The 16,746-nt window shown below is 56.4% G+C and carries 17 protein-coding genes; 12 read left to right on the forward strand and 5 right to left on the reverse strand.

The annotated features are described in order from the left end of the window. The first annotated feature begins 282 nt into the window (after window positions 1-282). From OYW20_RS19525 to pdeM, 7 genes are all read left to right on the forward strand, one after another. Window positions 283-1,065, forward strand: coding sequence for a transporter substrate-binding domain-containing protein (locus OYW20_RS19525; protein WP_268797565.1), 783 nt, complete (start codon window positions 283-285; stop codon window positions 1,063-1,065). A gap of 82 nt (window positions 1,066-1,147) precedes the next feature. Next, window positions 1,148-1,876: an ABC transporter permease gene (locus OYW20_RS19530; RefSeq protein ID WP_268797566.1), complete on the forward strand. Its 729-nt coding sequence runs from the start codon at window positions 1,148-1,150 to the stop codon at window positions 1,874-1,876. Further along, window positions 1,873-2,583 carry an ABC transporter permease gene (locus OYW20_RS19535; RefSeq protein WP_268797567.1) on the forward strand — a complete coding sequence of 237 codons (711 nt, stop codon included), beginning with the start codon at window positions 1,873-1,875 and terminating at the stop codon, window positions 2,581-2,583. Before OYW20_RS19530 ends, OYW20_RS19535 begins: the two co-directional genes overlap by 4 nt. 9 nt (window positions 2,584-2,592) lie before the next feature. Then, the gene (locus tag OYW20_RS19540) at window positions 2,593-3,711 is read left to right on the forward strand and encodes a succinylglutamate desuccinylase/aspartoacylase family protein (RefSeq protein WP_268797568.1); all 1,119 of its coding nucleotides are present in this window, start codon (window positions 2,593-2,595) and stop codon (window positions 3,709-3,711) included. A 12-nt stretch (window positions 3,712-3,723) separates the two neighbouring features. Then, window positions 3,724-4,488 (forward strand): ABC transporter ATP-binding protein, encoded by a 765-nt coding sequence (locus OYW20_RS19545; RefSeq protein ID WP_268797569.1) that lies wholly within the window; start codon window positions 3,724-3,726, stop codon window positions 4,486-4,488. 170 nt (window positions 4,489-4,658) lie between these two features. After that, window positions 4,659-7,151 (forward strand): ligase-associated DNA damage response DEXH box helicase, encoded by a 2,493-nt coding sequence (locus OYW20_RS19550; RefSeq protein ID WP_268797570.1) that lies wholly within the window; start codon window positions 4,659-4,661, stop codon window positions 7,149-7,151. After that, window positions 7,148-7,804 carry a ligase-associated DNA damage response endonuclease PdeM gene (gene pdeM / locus OYW20_RS19555; protein WP_268797571.1) on the forward strand — a complete coding sequence of 219 codons (657 nt, stop codon included), beginning with the start codon at window positions 7,148-7,150 and terminating at the stop codon, window positions 7,802-7,804. The genes OYW20_RS19550 and pdeM overlap by 4 nt, the downstream gene beginning before the upstream one ends. 87 nt (window positions 7,805-7,891) lie before the next feature. Here pdeM and OYW20_RS19560 read toward each other — a convergent pair whose 3' ends face one another. Next, on the reverse strand, window positions 7,892-8,113 hold the full coding sequence (locus tag OYW20_RS19560) for a hypothetical protein (protein ID WP_268797572.1): 222 nt from the start codon (window positions 8,111-8,113) through the stop codon (window positions 7,892-7,894). 145 nt (window positions 8,114-8,258) lie between these two features. Continuing rightward, window positions 8,259-8,825, reverse strand: a complete 567-nt coding sequence (gene dcd / locus OYW20_RS19565) for a dCTP deaminase (RefSeq protein ID WP_074889011.1) — start codon at window positions 8,823-8,825, stop codon at window positions 8,259-8,261. A 309-nt stretch (window positions 8,826-9,134) separates the two neighbouring features. Here dcd and OYW20_RS19570 point away from each other — a divergent pair, with 309 nt between their 5' ends. Beyond that, window positions 9,135-9,344: a cold-shock protein gene (locus OYW20_RS19570; RefSeq protein WP_002554837.1), complete on the forward strand. Its 210-nt coding sequence runs from the start codon at window positions 9,135-9,137 to the stop codon at window positions 9,342-9,344. Window positions 9,345-9,540: 196 nt separating this feature from the next. On the opposite strand, the gene apbC is transcribed toward OYW20_RS19570, so the two are convergent. Beyond that, on the reverse strand, window positions 9,541-10,635 hold the full coding sequence (apbC, locus tag OYW20_RS19575) for an iron-sulfur cluster carrier protein ApbC (protein WP_268797573.1): 1,095 nt from the start codon (window positions 10,633-10,635) through the stop codon (window positions 9,541-9,543). Between the two features lie 176 nt (window positions 10,636-10,811). Here apbC and metG point away from each other — a divergent pair, with 176 nt between their 5' ends. The 4 genes from metG to OYW20_RS19595 all read left to right on the forward strand — a co-directional run bounded on the left by metG (window position 10,812) and on the right by OYW20_RS19595 (window position 14,971). Beyond that, the gene (gene metG / locus OYW20_RS19580; protein WP_268797574.1) at window positions 10,812-12,854 is read left to right on the forward strand and encodes a methionine--tRNA ligase; all 2,043 of its coding nucleotides are present in this window, start codon (window positions 10,812-10,814) and stop codon (window positions 12,852-12,854) included. A 106-nt stretch (window positions 12,855-12,960) separates the two neighbouring features. Next, window positions 12,961-13,992, forward strand: a complete 1,032-nt coding sequence (gene rsxB, locus OYW20_RS19585) for an electron transport complex subunit RsxB (RefSeq protein ID WP_268797575.1) — start codon at window positions 12,961-12,963, stop codon at window positions 13,990-13,992. A 53-nt stretch (window positions 13,993-14,045) separates the two neighbouring features. Beyond that, the gene (gene nth / locus OYW20_RS19590) at window positions 14,046-14,684 is read left to right on the forward strand and encodes an endonuclease III (RefSeq protein ID WP_268797576.1); all 639 of its coding nucleotides are present in this window, start codon (window positions 14,046-14,048) and stop codon (window positions 14,682-14,684) included. Between the two features lie 104 nt (window positions 14,685-14,788). Beyond that, entirely contained in the window at window positions 14,789-14,971 is a 183-nt protein-coding gene (locus tag OYW20_RS19595) for a PA3496 family putative envelope integrity protein (RefSeq protein WP_268797577.1), read from the forward strand. Window positions 14,972-15,119: 148 nt separating this feature from the next. On the opposite strand, the gene OYW20_RS19600 is transcribed toward OYW20_RS19595, so the two are convergent. Continuing rightward, window positions 15,120-15,746, reverse strand: a complete 627-nt coding sequence (locus OYW20_RS19600; protein WP_268797578.1) for a response regulator transcription factor — start codon at window positions 15,744-15,746, stop codon at window positions 15,120-15,122. Window positions 15,747-16,060: 314 nt separating this feature from the next. Then, entirely contained in the window at window positions 16,061-16,198 is a 138-nt protein-coding gene (locus OYW20_RS19605) for a hypothetical protein (RefSeq protein ID WP_268797579.1), read from the reverse strand. Between the last annotated feature and the right edge of the window lie 548 nt (window positions 16,199-16,746).

A 16,746-nucleotide genomic window follows, 5' to 3' on the forward strand; every position in this document is an offset into this window, starting at 1 on the left:
CCCTGTCACCCTCCCCCTTGATGGCCCACCGCAATCGTGGTCAAGCGCGCTCCTACAAATTGATAAAGCGAAATACCCTCATCCCCGCTACTCTCCCACACGCCCGCCATCGACAAAAAACAGCGAAAGATGGCGCTAAGTCATCATTGCGACAACTGCGTACATTTAAAACGCACGTTCGTATCTTTGGTTCGGAAATTGCTGTCTATTTGCGGTCTGGCACTCGCCGGTAGCAAGCCTTCGCGTGTTCCCAACGCTCAATTTGGTTTTAAGGACTGAACGATGAAAAAAGCATGGCTGACCCTTTCTGCACTCGCCATCTGTCTGGCCGCTGGTAATGCAATGGCCAAGGAATACAAGGAGCTGCGTTTTGGCGTCGATCCTTCGTACGCACCTTTTGAATCGAAAGCCGCTGACGGCAGCCTCGTCGGTTTCGACATCGATCTGGGCAACGCGATCTGTGCAGAACTGAAGGTCAAGTGCAAGTGGGTCGAAAGCGATTTCGACGGCATGATTCCGGGCCTCAAAGCTAACAAGTTCGACGGCGTCATCTCGTCCATGACCGTTACCGATGCACGTTCGAAGGTCATCGACTTCTCGTCAGAGCTGTTCTCCGGCCCGACATCGCTGGTCTTCAAGAAAGGCGCGGGCTTCACCGAAGACCCTGCCACGCTGAAAGGCAAAACCGTCGGTTACGAGCAAGGCACCATTCAGGAAGCCTACGCCAAAGCCGTGCTGGACAAGGCAGGCGTAAAAACCCAGGCCTACGCCAACCAGGACCAGGTTTATGCTGACTTGGTGTCGGGCCGTCTGGACGCCTCCGTTCAGGACATGCTGCAAGCCGAACTGGGCTTTTTGAAGTCGCCACAAGGCGCGGGCTACGAAGTCAGCAAGCCTATCGACAGCCCGTTGCTGCCAGCCAAAACCGCTATCGGTATCTCCAAAGGTAACAAAGAGCTGAAAGCACTTTTGGATAAAGGTATCAAAGCGTTACACGACGACGGCAAATACGCCGAGATCCAGAAGAAGCACTTCGGCGATCTGAATCTGTACAGCGGTAAGTAAGAACACAAACGCCCGTCGATTTCAGCGATCATCCATCCCGCGCTGAGATCGGCGGGCGTTTTATTGACTGCAAAGGTTCCACATGCTCGAAACCCTCCTGCAATACCTGGGACTGTCGGCGTTCAGCCTTAAAGGCTTCGGCCCGCTGCTGCTGGCAGGCACCTGGATGACCGTCAAACTCTCACTGATGTCGCTGCTGCTGAGCATTGTGCTCGGCCTGCTCGGTGCCAGTGCCAAACTCTCGAAATCCGCCATCCTGCGGGTACCCGCTCAGGTCTACACGACGCTGATTCGGGGCATACCCGATCTGGTGCTGATGCTGTTGATCTTCTACAGCCTGCAGACGTGGTTGAGCACGCTGACCGACGCTATGGACTGGGACTACATCGAAATCGACCCCTTCAGCGCAGGCGTGATTACGCTGGGCTTCATCTACGGCGCCTACTTCACCGAAACTTTCCGCGGCGCGATCCTTGCGGTGCCACGCGGCCAGGTCGAAGCCGGGACCGCTTACGGCTTGTCTCGCAGTCAGCGCTTTCGTTACGTGGTGTTCCCGCAAATGATGCGCTTCGCCCTGCCTGGCATCGGCAACAACTGGCAAGTGGTGCTCAAGGCCACTGCGCTGGTGTCGATCATCGGCCTGGCCGATCTGGTCAAAGCCGCGCAGGACGCCGGCAAAAGTACGTACCAGCTGTTTTATTTCCTGGTGCTCGCGGCGCTGATTTATCTGGTGATCACCAGCGTGTCCAACTTCGCGTTGCGCTGGGCAGAACGGCGCTATGCGGCAGGCAGCCGGGAGGCTCAACGATGATCGAGTTGCTTCAGGAATACTGGCGTCCCTTCCTTTATAGCGATGGCCAGAACATTACCGGTCTGGCGATGACCCTGTGGCTGCTCAGCGCCTCGATTGCGATTGGCTTCGTGGTGTCTATTCCGCTTTCCATCGCCCGTGTTTCGCGTAATCCGCTGGTGCGCTGGCCGGTGCAGTTCTACACGTATCTGTTTCGCGGAACACCGCTCTACATCCAGTTGCTGATTTGCTACACCGGCATTTACAGCATTGCCGCCGTGCGAGAGCAGCCGATGCTGGATGTGTTTTTCCGCGACGCCATGAATTGCACCATCCTTGCCTTCGCCCTGAACACCTGCGCGTACACCACCGAGATTTTTGCCGGTGCCATCCGCAGCATGAACCATGGCGAAGTCGAGGCGGCCAAGGCTTACGGTCTGAGCGGCTGGAAGCTGTATGCCTACGTGATCATGCCTTCGGCCCTGCGTCGTTCGCTTCCGTATTACAGCAACGAAGTGATTCTGATGCTGCACTCCACGACGGTAGCCTTCACGGCCACCGTACCGGACATCCTCAAAGTGGCGCGTGATGCCAACTCGGCGACGTTCCTGACGTTCCAGTCGTTCGGTATCGCAGCCATCATCTACCTGACGGTGACCTTCATTCTGGTCGGGCTGTTCCGACTTGCGGAGCGCCGCTGGCTAGCGTTCCTTGGCCCTTCTCACTAGGAACGTTCGATGCGACACCAGACGCATGATCTGTTGGCGCCAGTGCCCGGCACGGCGCGGCAGATCCACAGCTTTCACTACGGCCCGGAAAACGGCGCCTGCAAAATCTATATTCAGGCGTCTCTGCACGCCGACGAGCTGCCGGGGATGCTGGTCGCCTGGTACCTGAAGCAGCGCCTGACCGAGCTTGAAAATGCCGGTCAATTGCTGGGGGAGATCGTGGTGGTGCCGGTTGCCAATCCGATCGGCCTTGAACAGGTATTGATGGACATCCCGCTTGGCCGCTACGAGCTGGAAAGCGGACAGAACTTCAACCGCTGGTTCGTCGACCTCAGCCAGCAGGTGGGCGATGAAGTCGAATCGCGGCTGACCGATGACGTCGACAGCAACGTGCGCCTGATTCGCACGACGCTGCTGGCAGCGCTTAAGGCGCGTGTACCCGCCACGCAACTGGAGTCCCAGCGTCTGGCCTTACAACGGCTGGCGTGCGATGCCGACATGGTGCTGGACCTGCATTGCGATTTCGAATCGGTCGAGCATCTCTACACCACGCCCGAGGCCTGGCCGCAGGTCGAGCCGCTGTCTCGCTATCTCGGCGCACAGGCGAGCTTGCTGGCGACGGACTCCGGCGGGCAGTCGTTCGATGAGTGCTTCACCCTGGTCTGGTGGCAACTGGAGCAACGCTTTGCCAATCGTTTTGCAATGGCGATGGGCAGTTTTTCGGTAACGCTTGAGCTGCGAGGCCAGGGAGATGTCAACCACGCACTCGGCAGCCGCGACTGTCAGGCGATCATCAGCTACCTGATGCAATTCGGCGCCATTGCGGGCGAGCCCGTCCAGCCTCCTGCATTGTTGTACCCGGCCACACCGCTGGCCGCAGTCGAGCCGGTGGCGACACCCGTTGGAGGCCTGCTGGTTTTTTGCACACTGCCGGGCGAGTACGTCGAGGCCGGGCAACTGATTGCCGAGGTCATCGACCCGATCAGCGATGCGGTGATGCAGATTCACGCCCAAAACCCCGGATTGATGTACGCCCGCTCCTTGCGACGCATGGCGACCGCAGGCATGGTCGTTGCCCATATCGCCGGTACTGACCCCTATCGCAGCGGCTACCTACTTTCACCTTAAGGATTGCCAGTCATGTACAAACTGACCATCGATGGCCTGCACAAAAGCTACGGCGATCACCAGGTCCTCAAAGGCGTCTCGCTCAAGGCCAACGTCGGCGACGTGATTTGCCTGATCGGCGCCAGTGGCTCGGGCAAAAGCACCTTCTTGCGCTGCATCAACTTTCTCGAACAACCCAACGACGGCGCGATGAGCCTGGACGGCCAGCAAATCCGTATGGTCAGCGACGCCAGCGGCATGCGCGTGGCCGACCCGGCTGAACTGCAGCGTATCCGCACGCGACTGGCGATGGTGTTTCAGCACTTCAACCTGTGGAGCCACATGACGGTGCTGGAAAACATCACCATGGCCCCGCGTCGGGTGCTGGGCGTATCTAAGGTTGAAGCCGAAACACGCGCCCGCAAATACCTGGACAAAGTAGGCTTGCCGGCACGCGTCGCCGATCAATACCCGGCCTTCTTGTCCGGAGGCCAGCAGCAGCGCGTCGCTATCGCCAGGGCGTTGGCGATGGAGCCGGAAATCATGCTGTTCGACGAACCCACTTCGGCCCTTGACCCGGAACTGGTGGGTGAAGTGTTGAAGGTCATTCAAGGCCTGGCCGAAGAAGGCCGAACGATGATTCTGGTGACTCACGAGATGGGCTTCGCGCGCAAAGTCGCCAATCAGGTGGTGTTCCTGCATCAAGGCCAGATCGAAGAGATCGGCCATCCGGACGAAGTCCTTGGCAATCCAAAAAGCGAGCGGTTGCAGCAGTTCTTGAGCGGAAACCTGAAGTAACCTGCGATCCTCTGTAGGAGCGAACTTGTTCGCGAGGCGGTGTACCTGATACACCGCATTCTCTCTCGCCGACAAGTTGGCTACTGCAAGGGACGGCATAACAAACTTCAAACTAATTCCCTCCCCCGGCTGTCTCTGAATTAACCCCGCTCACAGCAATCGGCCCACGCATGCCCAAATCCCCCGACTTCGCCCAGCGATGGTTTGCCCCACGTGACTGGAAGGCGTTTGCGTTTCAGAAAGAGGTCTGGGCAGCCATCAAACGCGGTGACTCCGGCTTGCTGCACGCCAGCACCGGTGCAGGGAAAACCTATTCGGTGTGGTTCGGCGCGCTCAACCGGTTCGCTCAGCAGGCCGCGCCGGTAATCGAAGAAAAGTCGCGCAAACGCAAACCGCCCGCGCCGGCGTTGAGCGTGATGTGGATAACGCCCATGCGCGCGCTGGCCGCCGACACTGCTCGCGCGCTGGAGGCACCGTTAAAAGAGCTGAACATCCCTTGGTCCATTGGTCTGCGTACGGGCGATACCAGTAGCAGCGAGAGGGCCAAACAGGGGCGACGCCTGCCTACTGCGCTGATCACCACGCCAGAAAGCCTGACCTTGTTGCTGACCCGTGCAGACGCACACGTTGTGTTATCGACACTGAAAATGGTCGTGGTCGATGAGTGGCATGAACTGATCGGCAACAAACGCGGCGTCCAACTGCAACTGGCGTTGGCCCGGCTGCGCAAATGGAACCCCGACCTGATCGTCTGGGGGCTGTCGGCGACATTGGGCAACCAGGCCCACGCCCAGGACGTGCTGCTTGGCGACAACGGCGTCACCGTGCAGGGCAAAGTTATAAAGGAATTGATCGTCGACACGCTGCTGCCGTCATCGATCGAGCGCTTCCCTTGGGCCGGGCACATGGGCCTGCGCATGTTGCCGCAGGTAGTCAAAGAGGTGGACAGCAGCAAGAGTTGCCTGTTGTTCACCAACACCCGGGCGCAGTCGGAGATCTGGTATCAAGCACTACTCGATGCCCGGCCAGACTGGGCGGGATTGATTGCGCTGCACCATGGATCGCTGGCGCGTGAGGTCCGGGACTGGGTCGAACGCGCGTTGAAGGAGGGGCAACTGAAAGCGGTGGTCTGTACCTCAAGCCTGGACCTTGGAGTGGACTTTCTGCCGGTCGAACGGGTGTTGCAGATCGGCTCGCCCAAAGGCGTTGCGCGCCTGATGCAGCGTGCCGGTCGTTCAGGCCATGCACCTGGCAGGCCATCGCGGGTCACCCTGGTGCCGACCCACAGTCTGGAGTTGGTGGAAGCAGCCGCCGCACATGACGCGGTGGCCGCACGTCTTATCGAACCCAGGGAATCGCCCCACAAACCCTTGGACGTTTTGGTGCAGCATCTGGTGAGCATGGCGCTGGGCGGCGGTTTTGTGCCTGACGAACTGCTCGCCGAAGTCCGCACCGCCTGGGCCTACAAGGATTTGACCGACGAAGAGTGGCAATGGGCATTGCTGTTCGTTCGCCAGGGCGGACTGTCGCTGACCGCCTACCCCGATTACCAAAGGGTCGAGCCTGACGAAAATGGTATTTGGCGTGTGCCAGATGCGCGGCTGGCGCGACGCCATCGAATGAGCATCGGCACCATCGTCAGTGACGCCAGCATCAACGTTAAGTGGTGGAGCAAGGGCGGCGGCGGTGGTTCGCTGGGCAGCGTCGAAGAGGGGTTTATCGCGCGCCTCAAGCCCGGCGATGGCTTCCTCTTCGGCGGGCGTTTGCTGGAGCTGGTGCGCGTTGAGAACATGAGCGCATACGTCAAGCGCGCCACCACCAAGAAAGCCGCTGTCCCACGCTGGAACGGCGGGAGGATGCCGCTCTCCAGCGAATTGGCTGACGCCGTAGTGGAAAAATTCGATGCCGCAGCCCACGGGGATTTCTCTAGCCCGGAAATGCACGCGGTCAGGCCCTTGCTCGAAGTTCAGCGGGAATGGTCTGCCCTGCCCTGCAAAACCACTTTGCTGGCAGAGGTGTTGAAGTCCCGCGAGGGCTGGCATTGTTTTATCTATCCGTTTGCCGGCCGCCATGTGCATCTGGGGCTGGCGAGCCTGCTGGCCTGGCGCCTGAGTCGTGATCAACCGCTGACGTTTTCCATTGCGGTCAACGACTATGGCTTCGAGCTGCTAAGCGCGACAGACATCGACTGGACGGCACAGCTGAACGGCGGTCTGTTTTCCGGGGACGACCTGCTGCCCGATATCATCGCCAGCCTCAATGCCGGTGAGCTGGCGCTGCGCCGTTTTCGCGAAATTGCCCGGATTGCCGGGTTGGTCTTTTCGGGCTACCCCGGCGCGCCCAAAAGCAATCGCCAACTCCAGGCGTCCAGCGGCCTGTTTTTCGAAGTATTCAAACAATACGACGCCGGTAATTTATTGCTGACCCAAGCCGAGGAGGAAGTCATGCGCCAGGAACTGGATGTCGCCCGACTGGAAGACACGTTGCGGCGGATCAACGGTCGGCAACTGGATGTGCACGTCATCAAGCGCCCCACCCCGCTGGCGTTTCCACTGCTGGTGGAGCGCATGCGTGAGAGCCTCAGCAGCGAAAAACTGTCAGACCGAATCGCGCGGATGGTCCGCGATCTGGAAAAAGCCGCCGGCCCAGAGGTCGGCGAATGAAGCCTTGGTTGTCTATAGAACTGGCGGGCGCCGAGCTGTATTTACTTGCGGACAAAGCGATTTACTATCCCGCCGAACGAGCCCTGTTGATCGCCGATGCTCATTTCGGCAAAGCGGCTGCCTACCGTAAGCTTGGGCAGCCAGTCCCCCATGGCACTACCGAGAGCAATTTACAGCGTCTGGATGCCCTGCTGGACGCCTGGCCCTGTGACCGCCTGATTTTTCTGGGAGATTTTTTGCACGCGCCCGAATCTCACGCATCAGGAACGCTCTCGGCTTTGGCCAAGTGGCGTGCGCGGCACACGGGTTTGAGCATCACCCTGATTCGCGGTAACCACGACAAACGGGCGGGCGACCCACCTGAGCGGCTTGAGATCGAGGTCGTTACCGAACCCCTGCTGGCTGGCCCGTACGCTTTGCAGCACGAACCGGACCCTCACCCGACGCACCATGTGCTGGCCGGTCACGTTCACCCTGCCTATAGGCTTTACGGAATGGGCCGACAACGCTTGAGACTTCCGTGCTTCTACGTTCAGCAAAAGGTAAGCCTTTTGCCGGCATTCGGGGCATTTACAGGTGGGATGAATATCGAGCGAGCGCACGGGAGTCGCGTGTTTGTCGTGGGAGATGATGCCATCTGGGAAGCGCATTGATTGCGCATTTCAAGAAAACTGAAAGCTTTCAGCGGGGAGAATTACAGCAAAAACCCTGCCGAAGCATTGGCTACGGCAGGGTTGGAATCATGCGACTGGAGCGGGAGGTGGCTCGTCGGGAACAGTCGGTCCACCAGGTTCTTCAGGCTGCGGATAGTCATTCGGGCTATCAGGATTCGGCTGGCCGGGTATGCCGCCGCCCACCATGTTCAGCTGTGGATGCGCCATCAGCGACCAAGCGAGCATGCCTACCTGATTGCGTCCCGGGTCCGCTTCCTGAGTGTTGGTGTTCAGTTGCTGTGTCTTCATAGGGTACTCCCTGAGCGTCTGGCCCCTCCCGCATGCGGCGAGAGGGAACGGTTCAGTCAGTAGAGTGCCGATTTGGAGACTAATTCATTTTCGAAATGACCAACGGCACGTTTCTTACGTATTTCACGTTTCCAGCATGTGGCTTTCAAGTCCGCGGCAAGGTAACGCCACGCTGGCCCTGGTACTTGCCGCCACGATCCTTGTAAGAGACTTCACATTCTTCGTCGGATTCGAGAAACAGCATCTGCGCGACGCCTTCATTGGCGTAAATCTTCGCAGGCAACGTGGTGGTGTTCGAGAACTCCAGCGTCACGTGGCCTTCCCACTCAGGCTCGAGCGGCGTGACGTTGACGATAATCCCACAGCGTGCGTAGGTGCTTTTACCCAGGCAAATCGTCAGAACGTTACGTGGGATACGGAAATACTCAACGGTCCGGGCCAGCGCAAATGAGTTGGGAGGGATGATGCAGACATCACTTTTGACGTCTACGAAACTTTTTTCGTCGAAGTTTTTCGGGTCCACCGTTGCCGAATTGATGTTCGTGAACACCTTGAATTCGTCGGCGCAACGCACGTCGTAGCCATAGCTGGACACGCCGAACGAGATCACACGGTCAGCTCCCTCGCCCCGCACCTGACGCTCCACGAACGGCTCGATCATGCCGTGTTCCTGCGCCATGCGGCGAATCCACTTATCCGATTTGATGCTCATGGCGATGTCCTGAGTAGCGAGGTGAAAAAGATATGAGGCATCTTACCGGGCCAGGACGCAGGGTTCAAAGGCTGTGCTCGGTTACCGGCAAATCGATTTCGCCTCTCTCGAAATAAACGTGAACAGACCATTGGCACATCAGAAGAAAACGGTTAAGGTGGGTCCACTGTGTTGCTTGTGTCACTGAGAATCTCTACACGATGTTGAATTTCGATCCAACCATCTCCAAGAATTTTTCCTGCTCTTTGCACTCAGTCTCGGCCAGGGTTCTTCCTGAGTCGCAGTTAACTTTGTCCAAGGAGATACACCATGTCTAATCGCCAAACTGGTACCGTTAAGTGGTTCAACGATGAAAAAGGCTTCGGCTTCATCACTCCACAATCGGGTGACGATCTGTTCGTTCACTTCAAAGCAATCCAATCCGACGGCTTCAAAAGCCTGAAAGAAGGCCAACAGGTTTCTTTCATCGCTACCCGCGGTCAGAAAGGTATGCAAGCTGAAGAAGTTCAAGTTATCTAACTTGCACTGAATCGCTTAAAAAGACCCCGCCCTCAAAAGCGGGGTTTTTTATTGCCCGCAGTTTTTGTATGACGCGCTCTACACCTGCAAACCCAAGCAGACCTCCTGTGCACGCCTTTAACGCTCTTGCATTGCATCAGCTGATGAAGCTGACGCAACGCAAACTCAGCACAGGCACTTCAGGCGCGCAGCAACCTCAGTCGTCGCTGACAGTGATATCGGGCATTGCCGGGGAAGCTGCTTCCTGCAGCACTATCCGCGCTCCTACATGACGCGCCAATTCCTGATAAACCATTGCGATCTGGCTTTCTGGCTCTGCGATCACCGTTGGCTTCCCGCCGTCAGCCTGCTCACGAATCAACATCGACAACGGTAACGAGGCCAAGAGCTCGACTTCATATTGAGCGGCCAGCTTCTCGCCTCCGCCCTGCCCGAACAAATGCTCAGCATGGCCGCAGTTTGAGCAAATGTGCACCGCCATGTTCTCGACGACACCCAACACCGGGATATTGACTTTACGGAACATCTCCACGCCCTTCTTGGCATCCAGCAGCGCCAGATCCTGCGGCGTCGTGACGATAACTGCTCCGGCCACCGGCACTTTCTGCGCCAGCGTCAGCTGTATATCGCCAGTGCCAGGCGGCATATCAATCACAAGATAGTCGAGATCATTCCAGGCCGTCTGGGTGATCAATTGCAACAACGCTCCGGAAACCATCGGCCCGCGCCAGACCATCGGCGTGTTGTCATCGGTTAGAAAGGCCATCGACATCACTTCGATACCGTGAGCCTCAATGGGTACAAACCACTTCTGATCTTTGATCCTGGGGCGCGTGCCTTCAGGGATACCGAACATCACGCCCTGACTTGGGCCATAGATATCAGCATCAAGTATCCCGACACGCGCACCCTCGCGTGACAATGCCAGTGCAAGATTGGCGGCCGTAGTGGACTTACCCACGCCGCCCTTGCCTGAAGCGACCGCGACGATATTTTTGACGTTGGCCAGACCCGGAATCTGCCCCTGCGCTTTGTGTGCGGTGATGGTCGTGCTGATGTCGACTTTGGCCGATGACACGCCCTCAAGACCTTCAATGGCGATTTGCAACACCTGAGCCCAACCGCTTTTGAACAAAGCTGCCGCGTATCCCAGTTCTAGCTGAACGCTGACGCGATCACCGCTGATGTCGATTGTCCGCACGCACCCGGCGCTCACCGGGTCCTGGTTCAAATATGGATCTGTATATTGGCGAAGGACGGCTTCCACCGTTGCGCGACTAACAGCGCTCATGGGTCACTCCCGAAATAAAGACTGAGTAAAACAGGCGGCCATCCTACCCCTTCTGTCGTGCGACGACATCGATTCCCTGCGTTTGCGGCACGTTTCCCACAGCGCTGCGGGGTGAAAAAAAATGCTCAGACCTTTATAGTGGCCGACCTCCGTTTCACTTCAAGTAGCCGAGCCCCATGTCCGAGCCACGCAAGATTCTCGTTACCAGCGCCCTGCCCTATGCCAATGGTTCCATCCACCTTGGCCACATGCTCGAGTACATCCAGACCGACATGTGGGTGCGTTTCCAAAAGCATCGCGGCAACCAGTGCATTTACGTTTGCGCGGACGACGCCCACGGCTCGGCAATCATGCTGCGCGCCGAGAAGGAAGGCATTACGCCAGAGCAACTGATCGCCAACGTTCAGGCTGAACACAGCGCCGACTTCGCCGAGTTTCTGGTTGATTTCGATAACTTCCACTCCACGCACTCGGACGAAAATCGCGAGCTGTCGAGCGAGATCTACACCCGACTGCGCGATGCTGGACACATTGCCACGCGCTCCGTCACCCAGTACTTCGATCCCGAAAAGAAGATGTTTCTGGCTGACCGCTTCATCAAGGGCACCTGCCCTAAATGCGGCACAGAAGATCAATACGGCGATAACTGCGAAAAATGCGGTGCCACTTATGCCCCCACAGACCTGAAAGATCCGAAATCGGCGATTTCCGGTGCTACGCCCGTATTGAGAGATTCCAAACACTTTTTCTTCGATCTGCCTGCTTTCGACGCGATGCTCAAAAGTTGGACGCGCAGCGGTACGCTACAGGACGCGGTCGCGAACAAGATCGCAGAGTGGCTGGATGCAGGTCTACAGCAGTGGGACATCTCCCGCGACGCGCCGTATTTCGGCTTTGAAATCCCTGATGAGCCCGGTAAGTATTTCTACGTGTGGCTGGATGCGCCGATCGGCTACATGGCCAGCTTTAAGAACCTTTGCGCCCGAAGCCCGGAACTGGATTTCGATGCGTTCTGGGACAAGGATTCGACCACTGAGCTTTACCACTTCATCGGCAAGGACATCGTTAATTTCCACGCCCTGTTCTGGCCGGCAATGCTCGAAGGTTCAGGCTTGCGCAAGCCAACCGGCATCAACGTACACGGCTACCTGACCGTCAACGGCCAGAAAATGTCGAAGTCGCGCGGTACCTTCATCAAAGCGCGTACTTATCTGGATCACCTGTCCCCCGAATACTTGCGTTACTACTACGCGGCAAAGCTGGGACGCGGGGTCGATGATCTGGATCTGAACCTGGACGACTTCGTACAAAAGGTCAATTCCGACCTGATCGGCAAAGTAGTCAACATTGCCAGTCGCTGCGCAGGCTTTATCCACAAGGGCAACGCCGGGGTAATGGTGGCGGACAACGCCGCGCCGGAACTCACCGACGCCTTCCTCGCTGCGGCGCCCAGCATCGCCGACGCCTATGAGGCTCGCGATTTTGCCCGGGCAATGCGTGAAATCATGGGCCTTGCGGACCGTGCCAACGCTTACATCGCCGATAAAGCACCCTGGTCACTCGCCAAGCAGGAGGGTAAACAGGATGAGGTTCAGGCGGTATGCGCGCTGGGTATTAACCTGTTCCGCCAGCTCGTGATCTTCCTGAAGCCGGTGCTGCCTTTGCTGGCTGCCGACGCTGAGCGCTTCCTTAATGTCGCTCCGCTCACCTGGGACGATCACAAAACCCTGTTGAGCAACCATCAGTTGAATCCTTTCCAGGCCCTGATGACCCGCATAGACCCGGCCAAGGTCGAAGCGATGACCGCATCGTCCAAGGAAGACCTTACCGCCAGCGCGACCGATACCGGCCCACAAGGGAACGGCGAACTGACCAAAGATCCACTTTCACCGGAAATAGAATTCGATGCCTTCGCGGCAGTTGATTTGCGCGTTGCATTGATCATCAAAGCCGAACACGTGGAAGGCGCCGACAAGTTGTTGCGCCTGACGCTGGACATTGGCGACGAGCAACGCAATGTGTTCTCAGGCATCAAGAGTGCCTACCCCAACCCGGCTGAGCTCGAAGGCCGCCTGACCATGATGGTTGCCAACCTGAAGCCCCGGAAGATGCGTTTTGGCATCTCGGAAGGGATGGTGATGGCGGCAGGACCCGGCGGCGAAGAAATTTACCTGCTAAGCCCTGACAGCGGCGCCAAGCCAGGTCAGCGAATCAAGTAAACCCCAAACCGCCCGTCAATCGCTTTCGATTGGCGGGCGTTATACATAGCCTGATTTCAGCGCGCTCTAACTGCGGCTCCATCCCACCCTAGGCAATGATTAAAACATGAGCCTGATACAACGCATCGACGCCCTGCTACCGCAAACGCAATGCGGCAAATGTGGACATCCAGGCTGTAAACCGTACGCGGAAGGTCTGTCGGGCGGCGAAGCCATCAACAAATGTCCGCCGGGTGGCGACGAAACCATCGCTCAACTGGCGCAACTGCTCCGAGTCCCTGTCATAGCCCTCGATACTGACCGCGGACTTGCCCCCTCCCAGGTCGCATTCATTCGTGAAGCCGAGTGCATAGGCTGCACCAAATGCATACAAGCGTGTCCGGTTGATGCAATAGTTGGCGCGGCCAAACTGATGCACACCGTCATCGTCGACGAATGCACCGGATGCGACTTGTGCGTGGCGCCTTGCCCTGTCGACTGCATCGAAATGCGGCCATTACCTCCCGCGACAACTGCAATCGTTGGCGGACTGGCGTTTTCCCATACTCAATACCAGACACGTCTCAAAAAGCGCGATCATGCCCGCCATCGGTTCGAATCCCGTAAAGCGAGGCTGAAGCGAGAAGACGACCAGCGACTCTCCGAGCGACTCGCTCGCGCCAGGAAAACGCTGTCCGGCACCGCTGCCCCACAAGCTGAAGCAGGCAACAGCCCATCAGGGAATGCAGCTGCAAACAGCGAAACTGCCATGAAACAGGCTCGCATAGCCGTTGCAATGAGCCGGGCGCAACTTAATAAATCTCTGAAAGCATTCGGTCATCCACCCATCGCCGAACAAGCCGCACGCCTGGTAGAGCTTCAGCGAGAATTTGAAAGGGCCGAACACGCGCTTGAAACATTAAAAGCGGCTGACTCAGGCCCTTCGACGGCTATCGTTTCAAAACCTGATAACGCTGCGCTGAACCGGGCGAAACTTCAAGTTGCGATGCGTCGGGCCACCTTGAAAAAAGCTTTTGCGGCACAAGCGCCAGCGGATCAGATCGAGACCCTGAATGCAGCCGTCATCGAAGCCGAGCGAATGCTGAGCGAACTGGAAATGGAAATGGAAATGCCCGCAGGATTTGGTACTAACAGCTGAGTTCTTAGAATCGGGCAATAAACCGCAGCCAACTGAAAGGACTTACCCGCACCATGAATGCAGCTAAACGTCTGGAAATTTTTCGTCGGCTGCACGAAGACAATCCTGACCCGAAAACCGAACTGGCTTATACCACTGCGTTCGAGTTGCTGATTTCGGTCATCCTCTCGGCGCAAGCGACCGACATAAGCGTCAACAAAGCAACCGCCCGCCTCTACCCGGTGGCAAATACGCCAGAGGCGATCCACGCGCTAGGTGTCGACGGCCTTTCGCAGTACATCAAGACGATCGGGCTCTATAACAGCAAAGCGAAAAATGTGATCGAGACCTGTCGGCTTTTGGTTGAGCGGCATAACAGCGAAGTGCCGCAGACCCGAGAAGCGCTGGAAGCGCTGCCGGGCGTGGGTCGCAAAACTGCGAACGTGGTGCTCAACACCGCCTTCCGACAGATAGCGATGGCGGTAGATACCCATATTTTCCGGGTAAGCAATCGAACCGGGATCGCAAAGGGCAAGAATGTGGTCGAGGTCGAGAAGCAGTTAATGAAATTCGTGCCGAGGGACTTTCTTCTGGACGCTCATCACTGGCTAATTTTGCATGGACGTTATGTGTGTCAGGCAAGAAAGCCTCGCTGTGGCAGTTGCCGAATAGAAGATCTTTGTGAATACAAGGACAAAACGTCGGACGATTGAGGAATAGGGTTTTCGCTGCGTGATCGATTGAAAAAATCTTTTTTACCAAGTGCAGGAATGTCGCTATAAGGTCCGCCATGACCGCCTAAGCCTGGAGTCAATTTATGAGCACTGGCAAAGAGCAATTGGATGCAGATGACGATTTTATCGCCGTAGACCCTGAGGACAACGCACAGTCACCCGTGGAACCCGCGAAGACCAACCTCAATAAGCGTCGCACTATCGATAATCTTCTTGAAGAACGTCGCCTGCAGAGACAACTGGCAGATTACGACTTCGATCTTTGACGATCTGCCCGCTCGATATTCCCATCCCAAACGTCTGTACCGAAGCCTCTCCGACGAAAGAGAGGCTTTGGCGCGTACGATAGAGCCCACCCAAACGCAAAGACCTCAAGCCTGCATACGCCCTTGTCCGTTTCACCTGGAAGGTGTTCTAGACCAAGCCGTTGCGCTGGGCAAGCTCAATGAGATCGACAAGCGAGTGAGCGTTGAGCTTGAGTAGAAGCCTGGTTTTATAGGTGCTGACTGTTTTATTGCTTAAAAACATTCCATCGGCTATTTCCTTATTGGTTTTACCGCGCGCCAGTTGCTGTAGCACCATCATCTCGCGACCGGAGAGCCGGTCGACCATTTCTGCCTCGCTGGCGTTGCCCAGGCTGGAACGTACGGTGTGCAATGCCTGATTCGGAAAATAGCTATAGCCTGAAAGGACAGCCTTGATGGCACTGAGCAGTTCAGTCAGGTCTTGCTGCTTGCAAACATAACCTGCCGCTCCTGCCTGCATACAGCGCATGGAAAAATGCCCCGGCGCCTGAGAGGTCAGAATCAACACCTTGAATTGCAAGGTCATCGCAGACAGCCTTGCAATGACTTCAAGACCATCGAGTTTGGGGATGCCAATGTCCAGAATGACAATATCTGGCAAATGCTCGCGTGCCAGCTGCAAGGCGTCTACTCCGTTATCCGTCTCTGCAATGACCTCATAACCATGACGCTCCATCAGCATGCGCACAGCAAGGCGAATGACAGGGTGATCATCGACGATCAACACTTTATTCATGAGCAGTCCATTTTTTGCTGTTCGAATTTTCGGAGGCAGCACAATAGCTTAGTCGTTTAGTACTTTGCATGGCGGCCCCCCCCACGGAACAACAGGCAAAGACCGTTCTTACGGACACAGCAGAAACTTCCTACAAGTATTGCCATAAGTGAAGACCGCTTCGGTGTGTTCACAGCATCCTCTCCTTGAGACTCGCGCCGGTCTGTGGGTCCAAGCTGGCAGGTACGCGCACGCGATCCGTATCCGATCATTATTGTTGAAGATCCATTCATCGCTAATACCTCATTGGACGTAATACCCTGGTCGATCGCTGATTAGTGAATATCGAGCGTGGGCCAGAAAAAATAGGCAGAGCCGTGGTGATTGCCTGGTGTTTCAGTGATCCGATCAATCATGAGTGTCGACACCACCGGCGTAATGCCTGCGCAGATGATCTCTTTGCAGACGCTCATTGTCAGCCTAAGCTCAATTAATCATTCTTGCCAAATAACAAGATTCATCAAATATGTCGGCCACGCCGAATCGATCCTGACTACGCGGAATATCAAAAAATCACACACCTCGGAACGGGTATATCTACAACTATATATTTCAAGAATACTCCTACAACAGATAACGACTCATCCGAATTTTCGCCAAGACCCAGCCACTAGTCTCCGCGTCCAAAGCTAATAGCGATCAGGAATGAGATGTGTGATGGGTCGGCGGGAGCACTTAGCCAACATCCCTTGTTCAGAGCTGCCTTCGCCAAGTCTTGACGTAATACTAAATCGTTCTATAAATCCATAGCCAAGTTAGCAAATCGGAAAAAGACTACACATCCACACGATCTATTACACCTAACTGTAAGACTGGTTATCCCTCTCGAGTCAATCCAGATAAAATAGATTTTTTATCTTGCATATTTTATTACCAATGGTTATTTTTTTGTAAACTGATCCGGACTGATCAACCTTGCACAAACAACATGAGCTACCAGGTTAATACTAATCCGGAACAG

This window comes from Pseudomonas sp. BSw22131 (assembly GCF_026810445.1).
Lineage (GTDB): Bacteria > Pseudomonadota > Gammaproteobacteria > Pseudomonadales > Pseudomonadaceae > Aquipseudomonas > Aquipseudomonas huanghezhanensis.

Excerpts from the sequence above, each read along its gene's own strand:
- OYW20_RS19525 (WP_268797565.1), top strand. The coding sequence starts at position 283 with ATGAAAAAAGCATGGCTGACCCTTTCTGCACTCGCCATCTGTCTGGCC.
- OYW20_RS19530 (WP_268797566.1), top strand. The coding sequence starts at position 1,148 with ATGCTCGAAACCCTCCTGCAATACCTGGGACTGTCGGCGTTCAGCCTT.
- OYW20_RS19535 (WP_268797567.1), top strand. The coding sequence starts at position 1,873 with ATGATCGAGTTGCTTCAGGAATACTGGCGTCCCTTCCTTTATAGCGAT.
- OYW20_RS19540 (WP_268797568.1), top strand. The coding sequence starts at position 2,593 with ATGCGACACCAGACGCATGATCTGTTGGCGCCAGTGCCCGGCACGGCG.
- OYW20_RS19545 (WP_268797569.1), top strand. The coding sequence starts at position 3,724 with ATGTACAAACTGACCATCGATGGCCTGCACAAAAGCTACGGCGATCAC.
- OYW20_RS19550 (WP_268797570.1), top strand. The coding sequence starts at position 4,659 with ATGCCCAAATCCCCCGACTTCGCCCAGCGATGGTTTGCCCCACGTGAC.
- pdeM (WP_268797571.1), top strand. The coding sequence starts at position 7,148 with ATGAAGCCTTGGTTGTCTATAGAACTGGCGGGCGCCGAGCTGTATTTA.
- OYW20_RS19560 (WP_268797572.1), bottom strand. The coding sequence starts at position 8,113 with ATGAAGACACAGCAACTGAACACCAACACTCAGGAAGCGGACCCGGGA.
- dcd (WP_074889011.1), bottom strand. The coding sequence starts at position 8,825 with ATGAGCATCAAATCGGATAAGTGGATTCGCCGCATGGCGCAGGAACAC.
- OYW20_RS19570 (WP_002554837.1), top strand. The coding sequence starts at position 9,135 with ATGTCTAATCGCCAAACTGGTACCGTTAAGTGGTTCAACGATGAAAAA.
- apbC (WP_268797573.1), bottom strand. The coding sequence starts at position 10,635 with ATGAGCGCTGTTAGTCGCGCAACGGTGGAAGCCGTCCTTCGCCAATAT.
- metG (WP_268797574.1), top strand. The coding sequence starts at position 10,812 with ATGTCCGAGCCACGCAAGATTCTCGTTACCAGCGCCCTGCCCTATGCC.
- rsxB (WP_268797575.1), top strand. The coding sequence starts at position 12,961 with ATGAGCCTGATACAACGCATCGACGCCCTGCTACCGCAAACGCAATGC.
- nth (WP_268797576.1), top strand. The coding sequence starts at position 14,046 with ATGAATGCAGCTAAACGTCTGGAAATTTTTCGTCGGCTGCACGAAGAC.
- OYW20_RS19595 (WP_268797577.1), top strand. The coding sequence starts at position 14,789 with ATGAGCACTGGCAAAGAGCAATTGGATGCAGATGACGATTTTATCGCC.
- OYW20_RS19600 (WP_268797578.1), bottom strand. The coding sequence starts at position 15,746 with ATGAATAAAGTGTTGATCGTCGATGATCACCCTGTCATTCGCCTTGCT.
- OYW20_RS19605 (WP_268797579.1), bottom strand. The coding sequence starts at position 16,198 with ATGAGCGTCTGCAAAGAGATCATCTGCGCAGGCATTACGCCGGTGGTG.